At 56.3% G+C, this 13724-nt stretch carries 15 protein-coding genes and 2 tRNA genes; 14 read left to right on the forward strand and 3 right to left on the reverse strand.

Annotated features, from left to right (window positions below; genetic code table 11):
• Positions 1-77: transfer RNA gene (locus RZA33_RS10775), tRNA-Arg, on the forward strand.
• Positions 78-142: 65 nt separating this feature from the next.
• Positions 143-219, forward strand: a tRNA-Arg gene (locus tag RZA33_RS10780).
• 194 nt (positions 220-413) lie between these two features.
• Here the strand turns inward: RZA33_RS10780 and RZA33_RS10785 are convergent.
• Complete coding sequence (locus tag RZA33_RS10785) at positions 414-1412, reverse strand: tRNA-dihydrouridine synthase family protein (protein ID WP_317507844.1); 999 nt, start codon at positions 1410-1412, stop codon at positions 414-416.
• 140 nt (positions 1413-1552) lie between these two features.
• Here RZA33_RS10785 and RZA33_RS10790 point away from each other — a divergent pair, with 140 nt between their 5' ends.
• The 3 genes from RZA33_RS10790 (at position 1553) to RZA33_RS10800 (ending at position 5054) form a co-directional block, all read left to right on the forward strand.
• Entirely contained in the window at positions 1553-1810 is a 258-nt protein-coding gene (locus RZA33_RS10790; protein ID WP_317507720.1) for an OadG family protein, read from the forward strand.
• A 91-nt stretch (positions 1811-1901) separates the two neighbouring features.
• Positions 1902-3722, forward strand: coding sequence for a sodium-extruding oxaloacetate decarboxylase subunit alpha (gene oadA / locus RZA33_RS10795; protein ID WP_317507721.1), 1821 nt, complete (start codon positions 1902-1904; stop codon positions 3720-3722).
• 9 nt (positions 3723-3731) lie between these two features.
• Positions 3732-5054 carry a sodium ion-translocating decarboxylase subunit beta gene (locus tag RZA33_RS10800; protein ID WP_317507722.1) on the forward strand — a complete coding sequence of 441 codons (1323 nt, stop codon included), beginning with the start codon at positions 3732-3734 and terminating at the stop codon, positions 5052-5054.
• A gap of 264 nt (positions 5055-5318) precedes the next feature.
• Here the strand turns inward: RZA33_RS10800 and RZA33_RS10805 are convergent, their stop codons facing one another.
• Together RZA33_RS10805 and RZA33_RS10810 are read right to left on the reverse strand one after the other, a co-directional pair.
• Positions 5319-5945: an IMPACT family protein gene (locus tag RZA33_RS10805; protein ID WP_317507723.1), complete on the reverse strand. Its 627-nt coding sequence runs from the start codon at positions 5943-5945 to the stop codon at positions 5319-5321.
• A complete protein-coding gene (locus tag RZA33_RS10810) occupies positions 5945-6349 on the reverse strand; it encodes a LexA family protein (protein WP_317507724.1) in 405 nt (134 codons plus the stop codon). Before RZA33_RS10810 ends, RZA33_RS10805 begins: the two co-directional genes overlap by 1 nt.
• A 197-nt stretch (positions 6350-6546) precedes the next feature.
• Here RZA33_RS10810 and ccmA point away from each other — a divergent pair, with 197 nt between their 5' ends.
• From ccmA to ccmI, 9 genes are all read left to right on the forward strand, one after another.
• The gene (gene ccmA / locus RZA33_RS10815) at positions 6547-7167 is read left to right on the forward strand and encodes a cytochrome c biogenesis heme-transporting ATPase CcmA (RefSeq protein ID WP_317507725.1); all 621 of its coding nucleotides are present in this window, start codon (positions 6547-6549) and stop codon (positions 7165-7167) included.
• A 117-nt stretch (positions 7168-7284) separates the two neighbouring features.
• Positions 7285-7953: a heme exporter protein CcmB gene (gene ccmB / locus RZA33_RS10820; protein ID WP_317507726.1), complete on the forward strand. Its 669-nt coding sequence runs from the start codon at positions 7285-7287 to the stop codon at positions 7951-7953.
• Between the two features lie 15 nt (positions 7954-7968).
• Positions 7969-8721 carry a heme ABC transporter permease gene (locus RZA33_RS10825; protein ID WP_317507727.1) on the forward strand — a complete coding sequence of 251 codons (753 nt, stop codon included), beginning with the start codon at positions 7969-7971 and terminating at the stop codon, positions 8719-8721.
• Complete coding sequence (ccmD, locus tag RZA33_RS10830) at positions 8721-8912, forward strand: heme exporter protein CcmD (protein WP_317507728.1); 192 nt, start codon at positions 8721-8723, stop codon at positions 8910-8912. The genes RZA33_RS10825 and ccmD overlap by 1 nt, the downstream gene beginning before the upstream one ends.
• Positions 8909-9418, forward strand: coding sequence for a cytochrome c maturation protein CcmE (ccmE, locus tag RZA33_RS10835; protein ID WP_317507729.1), 510 nt, complete (start codon positions 8909-8911; stop codon positions 9416-9418). The genes ccmD and ccmE overlap by 4 nt, the downstream gene beginning before the upstream one ends.
• Before the next feature lie 46 nt (positions 9419-9464).
• Positions 9465-11471 carry a heme lyase CcmF/NrfE family subunit gene (locus RZA33_RS10840; RefSeq protein WP_317507730.1) on the forward strand — a complete coding sequence of 669 codons (2007 nt, stop codon included), beginning with the start codon at positions 9465-9467 and terminating at the stop codon, positions 11469-11471.
• Entirely contained in the window at positions 11468-11995 is a 528-nt protein-coding gene (locus RZA33_RS10845; protein ID WP_317507731.1) for a DsbE family thiol:disulfide interchange protein, read from the forward strand. The genes RZA33_RS10840 and RZA33_RS10845 overlap by 4 nt, the downstream gene beginning before the upstream one ends.
• The gene (locus RZA33_RS10850) at positions 11986-12456 is read left to right on the forward strand and encodes a cytochrome c-type biogenesis protein (RefSeq protein WP_317507732.1); all 471 of its coding nucleotides are present in this window, start codon (positions 11986-11988) and stop codon (positions 12454-12456) included. Before RZA33_RS10845 ends, RZA33_RS10850 begins: the two co-directional genes overlap by 10 nt.
• Complete coding sequence (ccmI, locus tag RZA33_RS10855) at positions 12453-13700, forward strand: c-type cytochrome biogenesis protein CcmI (RefSeq protein ID WP_317507733.1); 1248 nt, start codon at positions 12453-12455, stop codon at positions 13698-13700. Before RZA33_RS10850 ends, ccmI begins: the two co-directional genes overlap by 4 nt.
• Positions 13701-13724: the final 24 nt, after the last annotated feature.

Below are 13724 nucleotides of genomic sequence, written 5' to 3' on the forward strand. Positions count from 1 at the left end.
GCGCCCGTAGCTCAGCTGGATAGAGTACCTGACTACGAATCAGGGGGTCGGAGGTTCGAATCCTCCCGGGCGCACCACTTTTAGTTAGTAGTGAATAGCTAGCAGTTTGCACTAAACGTTATTAGTCAACGTTGTCAATTATGCGCCCGTAGCTCAGCTGGATAGAGTACCTGACTACGAATCAGGGGGTCGGAGGTTCGAATCCTCCCGGGCGCACCAGATTCCAAAACCCGCCTTCTCATTGAGGGCGGGTTTTCTGTTTGTAGTCTGATCGCCTGTTCTTAGCTTGATCGCCTATTTCTGGCTTGACCGGAAGTGGCTCGCGCCCCGGTCATGTGATCGTGTTTAACGCCCCCGCTTCGCGGTAGGGCGTTTTTTTTGGCTATGAGGGTGGGGTTGGTAGATAGAGAGGTTTAAGCCAGCGCAGCGTGCGGCTCATCCTCTGCCACAAGGCTGTCGAGCAGTTGATCTAGCTCTGTGAGGCGCTTTACGCGCTGAAAGTTCTGCTCAGCTTCGCTACTGCCTTGGCGCATTTGCGCAAGCCACTGCTTTACCAGCGACACCACGACGCGGTCAGGCAGCTGTTGGCGCTGTCGTGCAGCGTATTCTTTGAGCACGTTGGCGCGCATCGCCCAGCTACTTTCAGGTAGCCGCTCGCCGGTTTGCAACCAGTGGCGAATGCGTGGCGCCAGCCACGGGTCCGCAAGCGCGCTACGCCCTAGCATCACATCGCGACACCCCGAAAGCGTACGGGCTTTCCAATAATCTTCCAGCGTCCAGATATCGCCATTAGCCACTACCGGGATGCTGACGTGGCGGCGAATTTTACCGATCCATTCCCAGTGCGCCGGTGGGCGGTAGCCTTCGTCTCTGGTGCGTGCATGCACCACCAGCTGTGCGGCGCCGCCTGCTTCAGTCGCTTGAGCGCAGGCCACCGCCAAGCGGCGATTGGCGAAGCCCAGGCGAATTTTGGCGGTCACCGGAATTTCGCCATCCAGCGCCTCATGAACGGCTTTAACCGCTTGATAAACACGGTCGGGTTGGCGTAGCAGTGAGGCGCCGCCGTCGTGGCGGTTAACCAGTTTGGCTGGGCAGCCAAAATTAAGGTCAACGCTTACCGCGCCCAGGCTAAGCGCTTGGCGTGCGTTAGCCGCCAGCGTGGCTGGGTCAGCGCCGAGCAGCTGTAAATGCACGGGAATGCCGCTCGGCGTTGCCACCTGGGAGTGCGCTAGCTCCGGGCAGTGCTTATAAAATACCCGGGGAGGCAGGCGAGCATCGACAACACGCACAAACTCCGTGACCGTCCAGTCGAACCCCGCATGGCGGGTCAACAGGTCGCGGGTCAGTGCATCAATCACCCCCTCCATGGGGGCTAGGCCGATTCTGCCGTTTTGTAGTAAATTAACAACCATGACTTCCACTATCGCGCCATTGCATTCTATTCTGGGTGTGGCAGGTTAGTGGATTACCTTCACTGCGCCAAGCGCCTTTCAATATCGTAGGCGTAATGAGGCGCGTATAAGCCATACGTATGAATCAAGGAGAGCGCCGTATGCAAGATCCAGGGTTGTTGCAAGACGGGCTAGAGTTAATGACGCTCGGAATGGGTTTTGTGTTTGTTTTTCTTACTGTTTTGGTTATTAGCGTTACGCTAATGTCCAGGTTGATCGGCCGCTATCAGCCGGTTCCGGCTGCGCTAAGCACGGATAAAAACATGCATAAGCCTGCTGCTACCTCCTCTCAAGACGACGAGGTGATGGCGGTGATCAGTGCTGCAGTGCATCGTTACCGAACGACACGACGTAGTTAACTTTCTCAATTTTGTCTATTTCAGTCATCTATTGGCTGTTTTTTTGTTATTTTTACTACAGACTTATAATTCTCTACGGTGAGCTAAGACCATGAACGAAATAAAACGCCCCCTAGGCATTACCGATGTCGTGCTGCGCGATGCTCATCAATCGCTTTTTGCCACGCGTATGCGGCTTGACGATATGTTGCCGATTGCCGAAAAGCTGGATCGCGTCGGCTACTGGTCACTAGAAACCTGGGGCGGTGCTACCTACGACGCCTGTATTCGTTATCTGGGTGAAGACCCCTGGGAGCGTATTCGTGCGCTGAAAGAAGCCATGCCCAATACGCCTCAGGCCATGCTGTTGCGTGGCCAAAACCTGCTGGGTTACCGCCACTACGCCGACGACGTGGTGGACAAGTTCGTTGAGCGGGCTAAAACCAACGGCGTAGACGTCTTTCGTGTCTTCGATGCTATGAATGACCCGCGTAATCTTGAGCGCGCCATTCAAGCCGTACGTAACGTAGAGGGCCACGCCCAGGGCACGATTTCATACACGGTAAGCCCGGTGCATACCCTGGATAGCTGGGTCGATCTCGCCAAAACAATTGCTGGTTTGGGCGCGGATTCTTTGGCTATCAAGGATATGGCGGGGCTGCTGACGCCCTACACAGCGTTTGATCTAGTCACCCGGCTGAAGAAAGAACTGTCGATTCCGGTGCACCTTCACTGTCATGCCACCACTGGCCTCTCCACGTCGACCATTTTGAAGGCGGTAGAGGCGGGCATCGATAACGTCGATACCTCGATCTCATCCATGTCGATGACCTATGGCCACAGCCCCACCGAGTCCGTGGTGGCCATGCTGAAAGACACCGGCCGTGATACCGGTCTGGATCTTGAGCTGCTGGAAGATATTGCCGGTTACTTTCGCGAAGTACGTAAGAAGTACGCCGCCTTTGAAGGTTCGCTGCGCGGTATTGATTCGCGCATCCTGATTGCTCAGGTGCCCGGCGGCATGCTGACCAATATGGAAGGTCAGCTGAAAGAGCAGGGCGCGGGCGATAAGCTGGACGACGTACTGAGTGAGATCCCCCGTGTGCGTGAAGATCTTGGCTTTATTCCGTTGGTGACGCCCACCTCGCAAATCGTCGGCACCCAGGCGGTCATGAACGTGATGATGGGCGAGCGCTACAAATCGATCTCCAAGGAAGTCCAGGCGCTGCTCAAAGGTGAATATGGTGCTGCCCCTGCGCCCTTCAACGCCGAGCTGCAAAATCGTGTGTTGGAAGGCGGCGAGCCGATTACCTGTCGCCCGGCGGATAACCTTTCGCCGGAAATGGATCGATTGGCCACCGAACTCAAAGAGAAAGCCGACGCTGAAGGTATTCGTTTAGCCGAAGGCAAGCGCGAAGTCGATGACGTGCTGACCTATGCGCTGTTCCCACAGATTGGTTTGAAGTTCCTTAAGAACCGCGATAATCCCGATGCCTTTGAGCCTGTACCCCAAGCAGCTGAATCAAGCGCTGAAGTGCCGGCTAAGACGGAAGACAAAGCGCCCGTGGCCAGCAGTGGCCCCGAGACCTATACCGTTAAGCTCAACGGCAAGTCCTTCGTGGTGGAGGTGTCTGAAGGCGGTGAGTTGGGCGAAGTGCAGGAGCAAACAGCCAGCAGTAACGCCCCGAAAGAGGGAGCGTCTGCACCCAGTGGTGAAGGTAGTGGAGGGAGCATTGATGCACCGCTGGCCGGCAATATCTTCAAAGTCAATGTAAGCCCTGGCAAGCAAGTCGCTGAAGGGGATGTGGTGATCATCCTTGAAGCGATGAAAATGGAAACCGAAGTGCGCGCCAGCAGCGCAGGCACTGTCTCGAAGGTCAATGTTAGCGAGGGCGACAGCGTAGCCGTGGGCGATACGCTGATCGAGCTCTAAGGGCATCCAATGGATAATTTAGTAACGCTATGGGAAGGCTCTGGGCTGTATAACCTTGAGCTTGGCCAGTTTGTCATGATTATGGTGGGGCTACTGCTGCTCTACCTGGCCATCAACAAGAAATTTGAGCCGCTGCTGCTAGTGCCGATTGGTTTTGGCGGCATCCTTGCCAATATCCCTGAAGCGGGGCTAGCTATTTCAGCGCTCGAACAAGCGATTGAGGTGGCGAAACCTGCGGTGCTGCAGCAGATGGCGGCAGCGCTGGGCGCGACGCTTGATCCGCTAGCGAATGCGGAAGCCTGGCGTGAATCGTTAAAAGCGATTGCCCACGATGGCGCCGCACCGGATCAACTGCGCGCCGCACGGGATGTTGCGGTGGGCGTTGGTTACAGCGACGGTATGCTTTACAACTTTTACAAAGTAGCGATTGGCTCGGGTGTTGCGCCACTGATTATCTTTATGGGCGTGGGCGCCATGACCGACTTTGGCCCTCTGCTTGCCAACCCACGAACGCTGTTTTTAGGGGCCGCCGCTCAGTTTGGTATTTTTGCCACGCTGTTTGGCGCGGTGGCGCTGTCGTCGCTGGGGATAATGGATTTCTCGCTCAATCAGGCCGCTGCCATCGGTATTATCGGCGGCGCGGATGGCCCAACCTCGATTTACGTTTCCAGCGTGCTAGCGCCTGAACTGCTAGGGGCAATTGCCGTTGCTGCCTACGCCTATATGGCGTTGGTGCCGCTGATCCAGCCGCCAATTATGCGTTTGTTGACGACCCAGAAAGAGCGTCAAATCAAGATGACTCAACTGCGGCCGGTGTCCAAGCTGGAAAAGATCGTCTTCCCGCTGATGCTGCTGATTCTGGTGGCGCTGTTTCTGCCCGATGCGGCGCCGCTATTGGGCATGTTCTGCTTCGGTAACCTGATGCGCGAGTGCGGTGTGGTTGAGCGGTTATCAGACACAGCGCAGAACTCGTTGATCAATATCGTGACGATTATCCTGGGTCTGTCGGTGGGCTCCAAGCTAATGGCCGGGAGTTTTTTGACTTTTGAGACGCTGGGAATATTAGGCTTAGGGATTGTGGCATTCGGGATCGGCACCGCCGCCGGGGTGTTAATGGCTAAGCTGATGAACCTGGTGAGCAATATGCCCATCAATCCCTTGATCGGAGCCGCAGGCGTTTCCGCAGTGCCCATGGCAGCACGGGTGGCGAACAAGGTGGGCCTCGAGTCCAACCCTCATAACTTCCTGCTGATGCATGCCATGGGCCCCAACGTGGCCGGGGTCATTGGCTCGGCAGTTGCGGCTGGGGTAATGATTAAATACCTGGGTTAACTAGCCCCATGCCATCAACGACATGGGAGTCCCTACACGCAATGACCGGTGAGTGTCATCGCGAAGCGAAGCGCGGCGATCTCGGTTTTGTTTGCCACCGCAGGACGAGGTTGCCGCGTCGCAGGCTCCTCGCAACGACATGGGAGTGTCATTGCGAACGCAGTGAAGCAATCTGGGGTTGGCTCCCACGGTAGGCCGAGATTGCTTCGTCGCAGGCTCCTCGCAACGACATGGATACGTTACTAAGATTTTGGCGCTGCTGCGTCATGCCTTTGGTGCAGAGAGAACCTCAATAGCGCTCTTCAAGCGGTTTTCTAACGGGGCAAGGTCAAACGTGCAGTCCCGTGGCCAGCCAATGGTTAGGCGCACGCCATCGCCATCATAGTCGGCTTGCTCAATAGGGATATCACGTTCTTCGCACCAGGTGCGGGCAATCGCTTCATTGGCAAAGTTGATCCGTAGCGTAAAGCTGTCGCGCTCAACCACTTCGCGAGTAGGTAGCGTCTCAAGGGCATGGCTAACCGCCTGAGCGTAGGCGCGGGCTAAGCCGCCGGTGCCAAGTTTCGTGCCGCCAAAATAACGGATGACCACACAGCCGATATGGCCTAGTTGACTACCCTCGAGCACTTGATACATCGGTCGGCCAGCGGTGCCGCCAGGCTCGCCATCATCAGAAAAGCCAATCAACGTTTGCTCGCCGGGTGGCCCGGCAATATAGGCAGTGCAGTGGTGGCTGGCATTGGGGTGCGCGGCTTTCGCAGCATTTAGCATGGCAGTGAACGCGCCGATATCGTAGGCACGGCAGAGCCAGGTGAGAAATTGGCTCTTTTCTACTTCGGTGTCAGCCGTATGCCATGATGCAGAGGGTAGGTCGGGAACCCGATAGCGCATTAATGCTCCGTGAAGGTATGCTTACTTTTCTGATAAGCGCTTGTATGTGGTTCAACTCCCATCACCATGCCAAGTACCTGAATATCCTGATTGTGCAAAAATAGCGCCGGCTGAAGAGTGTCTTCTGGCCAGAGTTCCACGCCAAAGCGACTGATAGAGAGCTGCTTCAAGGCAATTGTTTGCTGATTAATTTCGGCAACGGCGGTTTCGGTTTGGGTATCGTGCTGATAGCGCCGAATAATAATGACATCGCCATCGAATAAGTTGCAATCGCACATCCGGTTGCCGCGTACTTTTAACGCATAGGTATTGCGCCGTGTCACACTAGGCGTCATTACGTAGGGGCGGATAGCCGGTTGCCCACGATTGAGTGAAGCGGTAGGTGCGGTCATCGATAGTGTCATTGGTTAAGCTCCATTGCATGTTCTTTCATACAGTGGTTTTCAGTATAGACCTGTTATTGCATACAGTGCTACCCATGATTTGTTTTAATGCTTGCTGATCTGGATCACGCTGCGACCCACCGTCGCATCGTCTGAGTAGCGAGAAAGTGGCTTTCCGTGTAGAGTTCGACGCGAAATCAACGTGCCTGGAGAGCCTCTTGAGCCTGTGTCTACAAGCCCGACAGTTGGCCTGTGAACGTGATGACCGCTGGCTTTTCCAGGGGCTCGACCTCGACATTCGCAGCGGTGAAATCGTACGTATTGAAGGGCCCAATGGCAGTGGCAAAACCAGCCTGCTCAAAATCCTTTCTGGACAGCTCAGCGACTACCAGGGCGAACTCTTCTGGAATGGCGCTGTAATGAAAGATGTACGTGAACATTTTCTTGCCAATTTACTCTATTTGGGACACGCCCCAGGTATAAAGTCAGGGCTGTCAGCATTAGAGAATTTAGCTTGGTATCAGGCGTTAAGCGGGGAGAGCGGTAACGAAGAGCAGCGCTTGGATGCCCTTGAACGCGTTGGTTTGGCGGGCTTTGAAGACGCCCCAGCGGGCCAGCTCTCAGCAGGCCAACAGCGTCGCGTGGCCCTGGCGCGCTTAACGTTAACGCCACGTGCCCTCTGGGTATTGGATGAACCCTTCACCGCCATAGACCGCCATGGCGTCGCCGATCTAGAAAAACAGCTTGTTGCCCACGCCCAGGCGGGCGGCTGCGTGCTAGTAACGACACACCACGCGTTAACCGCATCCCCGCTGCTAAGACATATCGCGCTGGGGTAGAAGGAGACAGGGTTGCAAAACTCTTTAAATAGCTCTTCACAACAGAGCCCTTCACATTGTTCAGACATCAGCCAACAGGTTTCCGCAGTGTCATTGCGTGAGTACACAGGTGGCTTGATGATCGCAGTGAAGGCCACGCTCGTGCGTGATTTAACGCTGTTGTTGAGACACCGTGGCGAAGTGCTCAACCCGCTGGTGTTTTTTGCCTTGGTGATAACGCTGTTCCCGATCGCTATTTCGCCCGACCCTGAGCTTTTAGCGGTGATTGCGCCGGGCCTGTTATGGGTGGCGGCGCTGCTAGCCGCACTGCTGTCATTAGACAGCTTGTTTCGCAGCGATTATGACGACGGCAGTCTTGAGCAGCTGCTACTGGCACCGCAGCCGTTAGCCGCGTTGAGTTTGGCCAAAGTGACCGTGCATTGGCTACTAACAGGGTTGCCGTTGGCGCTGATGGCGCCGTTATTAGGTATCATGCTGGCGCTGCCAGCGGGCAGCTACGCCGTATTGGCGCTGTCATTAGCATTGGGCACGGCCAGCTTGAGTTTGATTGGCGCCATTGGGGCAGCATTAACTGTCGGCCTGGCCCGGGGCGGGGTACTGCTTTCACTGCTCGTACTGCCGCTTTATATCCCAGTCCTCATTTTTGGCGCGGGGGCGGTTCAGGCGGCTATTTTGGGCGATGGTGTCAGCGCCCATTTGGCTATTTTGGGCGCGCTACTCGCGGCCTCGCTGATGTTGGCGCCGTGGGCGATTGCCGCATCACTGCGGATCAGTATTAACGGTTAAAGGATAGGACACGCTATGTGGGCCTTTATACACAAACTGGGATCACCCAAGTGGTTCTATGGCATTAGTGCCAAGCTACAGCCCTGGTTTTGGGCCGCGGCGGCGCTATTGATCGTTACCGGATCGCTGTGGGGCCTGGCGTTTGCCCCGGCGGATTACCAACAGGGTAATAGCTTCCGGATTATTTATGTCCATGTGCCAGCGGCCTTTTTGGCCCAGTCGATTTTCATCGCCATGGCGGTTTCCGGGCTGGTGTTTATGGTTTGGAAAATTAAAGTAGCCGATATGGCGGCGGCGGTGATGGCGCCTTTAGGTGCGGCCATGACCTTTGTGGCGCTATTTTCCGGCGCAGTGTGGGGCGTGCCCACATGGGGAACCTGGTGGATGTGGGATGCACGGTTAACGTCAATGTTGATCCTGCTGTTTTTGTACTTGGGCGTCATTGCTCTGCGGGGGGCTTTTACCAGCCGCGATAGCGCCTCGCGGGCAGCCTCGGTGCTGGCCATGGTGGGAGTGATCAATATTCCCATTATCAAATACTCGGTGGACTGGTGGTACACCCTGCACCAGCCCGCTTCATTTACGCTGACCTCGCGACCAGCCATGCCTACCGAAATGTGGCTGCCTTTGGTCATTATGGTGCTGGGTTTCTACAGCTTTTTCATTGCCTTAACGCTGATGCGTACGCGCAGCGAGATTCTGCGTCGCGAAGCGAATAAACGCTGGGTACAGGAACTGGTCACTGGCCAAGCAGAGGAGGCCCGCTAATGGCATTTGACTCATTTTACGAATTTCTCGCCATGGGTGGTCACGCGCCTTATGTTTGGTCGGCTTGGGGCGTGACCGCACTGCTGCTGATCACCACCGTTTGGCATGCGCGTGTTGAACAGCGCCAACTGCTCAAAGGCTTGAAACGCCGCGCAAGGCGCGCAAACAGTGCAAGGGGGAGCACCCAATGACACCTAAACGTAAACAGAAACTGTTTGTTATTTTGGGCTTGGTGTCGCTGGCAGCCGTTGCTGTGGGGCTGACGCTTTACGCGCTACGCGCCAACATCAATTTGTTTTTTAGCCCGGTACAGATCGCTCAGGGCGACGCGCCGATGGAACGACAAATTCGCGCTGGCGGCATGGTAAAAGAGGGCTCGGTCTCCCGCGACAAGCAGAGCCTGGACGTCGAATTTACCGTCACCGATTACGTCGATGACCTGGAAGTTTATTACAGTGGAATTCTGCCCGACCTGTTCCGGGAAGGCCAGGGCGTGGTAGTGGTCGGTGAGCTTCAGGCCGATGGTCGTTTGTATGCCGATAAAGTACTCGCCCGCCACGACGAAAACTATATGCCCCCTGAAGTTGCTCAGGCGCTGGAAGAAGCCGGCTATTCGCCTGCCGACTATCAGGCCAAAGCCGCCGAAGTCGGCCAGCGCCTTGATGAAGAAGGCGTGCCCCAGGCAAGCGAATACTAGTTCTTGTCCCACCAGGGTTGGCAACAAAGCCTTATGCGGAGCACACATGCTTATAAAATTGATCCCTGAAATTGGCCACTTCGCCCTGATTGTTGCGCTATTGATGGCGGCAGTGCAGGCGGTGATGCCGCTGGCCGGTGCGGCGACTCGGCGCCCGCTGTGGATGGCCTATGGTCAGCCCATGGCGGTGGGGCAGTTTGTGTTTATTGCCGTTGCCTACGCCTGTTTGACCGCCAGCTATATGCTGGACGACTTTAGCGTGGCGAACGTGGCCAACAACTCCAACTCGCTGCTGCCCTGGTACTACAAGTTCAGCGCGGTGTGGGGCAACCATGAAGGGTCGGTGCTGCTTTGGAGCTTTATGCTCGCGGGCTGGGGGTTTGCGGCCAGCCTATTTACCGGCAACCTGCCGCGGGATATGGTCGCGCGAGTAATGGGCGTGATGGGCATGGTCTGCGTGGGCTTTTTACTGTTTATTCTGGTCACGTCCAATCCCTTCGAGCGACTGCTGCCCAATATGCCACAGGATGGCGCCGATCTTAACCCGCTGCTGCAAGACTTCGGGCTAGTGGTGCATCCGCCAATGCTCTACATGGGCTACGTGGGCTTTTCCGTGGTTTTTGCGTTTGCTATTGCGGCGCTGATTGGCGGGCGTTTAGACGCCGCCTGGACACGCTGGGCGCGGCCCTGGACGAACTTAGCCTGGGCGTTTCTAACCGTGGGTATCGCGCTGGGCAGCTGGTGGGCCTATTACGAACTTGGCTGGGGTGGCTGGTGGTTCTGGGATCCGGTCGAAAACGCTTCACTGCTGCCCTGGCTGACAGGCACGGCGCTGGTGCACTCGCTGGCGGTCACCGAGAAACGCGGCTCATTTAAAAGCTGGACCGTGCTGCTGGCGATTTCAACCTTTTCGCTGTCACTGATGGGCACTTTCCTGGTGCGTTCCGGTGTACTGACCTCGGTGCATGCGTTTGCCAACGACCCCGCCCGTGGCTTCTTTATCCTGATGCTGCTGGCCATTACGGTAACGCTGTCGCTGCTGGTGTTTGCCCTGCGTGCCCCGCGGGTAAGTCATAAAGTAGGCTTTAACTGGCTCTCCCGGGATGCGTTGCTGCTGGTTAATAATATCTTTTTGGTGATTATGACTGTCACCGTATTGCTGGGTACCGTTTACCCGCTGATTCTGGATTCTCTGGGGCTGGGGAAAATCAGCGTGGGCCCGCCTTACTTTAACGCCCTGTTTGTGCCGCTTACCGTGTTGATGTGTATTTTTATGGGGCTTGGCTCGGTAACACGCTGGAAGAGCATGGTGGCACGCGACCTGGTCCGTAAACTGTGGTTAGCAGGTGTGGCCGCATTAGTGATCGGCATATTAATGCCGCTGCTGTACCGCGGAGAGTGGAACCTGTTTGTCTCCCTGGGCATTGTCTCCGCACTATGGATTGTGCTGCCGATGGTGCGCGATGTATTCGATAAAACCCGCCATGCCAGCTCGTTTTTCACCGGTGTCCGCAAGCTATCGCTGGCGTATTGGGGCATGGTGCTGGGGCACTTGGGCGTTGCGGTTACCATTGTCGGCGTGACGGTCGTTTCCAACTACAACATTGAGCGCAATGTGCGTATGTCGCCAGGCACCACGGTCGAAGTGGCAGGGTATCAGTTCACCATGACTGAGCTGGTTGAACGTCGCGGGGGCAACTTCTTGGCGGACACCTCGATTCTACAAGTGCATCGCGGCGATAGTGGTAGCAGCTTTACCATGCGGCCCGAAAAGCGTCTTTACCTGGCCACCGGTATGCCGATGACCCAAGTGGCGCTGCGGCCGGGACTCTTCCGTGATCTTTATGTGGCCATGGGCGAAGACCTGGGCGATGGCAGCTGGGCGATGCGCGTTCAATACAAGCCGTTTGTACGCTGGTTGTGGCTAGGTGCCTTGCTAATGGCCGCAGGTGGTGTGCTTGCCGTGCTTGATAAGCGCTACCGGCGCGCCACGGTAACCCGTGATTCGAAGGTGGCTGCCAATCGTGAGACGGCACGGGAGGTGGCGGTATGAAACGACGGTTATTATTGCTACTGCTACCGGTGTGTTTTTTGGGGCTGGCGCTGTTCTTTTATCAAGGGTTGGCGCTGGACCCTTCTCAGCGCGACTCTGCCCTGATGGCACGCGAATTTCCGGCCTTTGAAGCTACCAGGCTGCGCGATGAAAATCAGCGTGTTGATCAATCACTGCTCACAGGTGAGGTGACTTTGGTCAACGTCTGGGGTGAATGGTGCCCGGCGTGCAAGCAGGAAATGCCTCAGCTGTTGGAACTGGCCGACCACGGTATACGCATGGTGGGGGTTAACTACCGCGACAGCCGCGAGAAAGGCTTGGAGTTTCTCAGCGAGTTTGGCGACCCCTTTGAAATCAATATTTTTGATCCGGAAGGCGAGCTGGGTTTTGATCTGGGCGTGTATGGAGCCCCAGAAACCTTTCTGGTCGATGCCGATGGGGTGATTCGCTATCACCATAAAGGGTACGTGTCGCCTGAGGACGTTCGCGAACGGATTTTGCCGGAGGTGGAAAAATGGCGTTGATTCGCTTAATCCTAGCGTTAACGATGCTAGTCATGGCGTCAGGTGCCGTCGCAGCGGGTATTGAGCTGCGTGAGTTTGACGACCCGGTGAAGGAGAAGCGCTATCACGATTTGACTTCCTCCATGCGCTGCCCGCTATGTGAAAATCAAGCCATCGATGATTCCGACGCACCCATTTCGGCAGATATGCGCGAGCGGGTTTACCGCTTGATAGAAGACGGCCAGTCGGATACCGAAATTATCAACCACATGGTCCAGCGGTTCGGCGAATACATCCTCTACAACCCGCGTTTAGAGAACCGCACCTATCTGCTTTGGGGGTTGCCCTTTGCGTTGGTATTACTAGGCGTCGTTATCGTTGTGTTGATGATCCGCGCCCGCCGCCATGCCTCTGCTAAAGCGCTGAGCGCAGAAGAGCGCCAGCGCATTGATGCGCTGATTAACCGTAAGGGGTCTTCATGACGCTGCTCTGGATTGCGATTGCCGTACTGCTACTACCTGCGCTCTGGCTGTTGGCGTCACCATTAAGGAACGCACGTAAGCTGCACGACCAGCAATACCGCTTTGAAGCCAATGACACCTCCGCCGAACAGAACGTGGCGATTTTTCAGCGTCGTTTGGCATCGCTAGAGGCGGCTAAAGAGCGTGGCGAGATCGACGCTAGCCGCTTTGACGAAGACCGCCTGGAGCTCGAGCGCAGCCTGCTGGAAGACACCGCAGTGACTGCCCGGCGCCCGCTCAAGCCGGCTGGCGCTGGGCGGTTTGTGGTGCCGGTGGTGATGGTCGGCGTGGTGGTGATCAGCGTGCTTTGGTACCAGCAAGAAGGCGCCGAAGGGGATCTGACACTGCTAGCGGTGCAGCAAGAAGTGCGCAATGACCCTGACGGATCGCTTGCCATGTACATTGAGCGCATGGAAGAGCAGGCCGAGCGCCAGCCGGACAATCCTAATGTGTGGAGTTCTCTGTTTCCGCTTTATCGCGAGACCGGTCAAATGGATCAGGCGGTGGATGCCCTCGAACGCCTGATCGCCATTGAAGGCCGTATTCCACCCCTGCTCGCCCAGCTGGCGCAAATTCGTTTCTTTATGGCCGAGCGTGAACTCACCGACGAGGTGCAGGCGCTAGTTGATGAGACATTAGAACAGGACCCGCGTCAGCCGACAGTATTAGGGATGTTGGGCATTCACGCCTTTGATAATGGCGATTATGAACAAGCCATTGATCGTTGGCGGCGAGCAGTGGCTAATATTGAAGACCCTGACACGGCGGCTTCACTACGCGACGGTATTCGCGTAGCTCAGGAGCGCATGGGCATTGAACCCGAAGAGGCCGCTGTAGAAGCTGCCGAGAGCAGCGGTATTCGCGTGCGTGTTTCGCTAGACGAGGAGCTCGCCGGGCGCGTCGACGGCGACGATACGGTGTTTATTACTGCCCGCGATATCGAAGGTGAGCTGCCGCCTTTGGCCGTGGTTCAGGCGCAGGTATCCGAGTTACCCATGACCGTGGTGCTGGATAATAGCGTGGCTATGTCGCCCCAGGCGCAAATATCCCAGGTGCAGGAAGCGCGCATCGTGGTGCGTGTTTCTCCTTCTGGCCAAGCCACCCCGCAGCCGGGTGATCTGTTTGGCGACCTTGAGAGCGTCAGTGTAGGGCCGATTGAGCAAGATAACGCCGTCGACGTGGTGATTAACCGTGTCTTTGAATAATCGCAACGGGAACGCCGTCTAGGT

Origin of the sequence: Halovibrio sp. HP20-59 (assembly GCF_033052795.2) — a bacterium.
GTDB lineage: Bacteria > Pseudomonadota > Gammaproteobacteria > Pseudomonadales > Halomonadaceae > Vreelandella.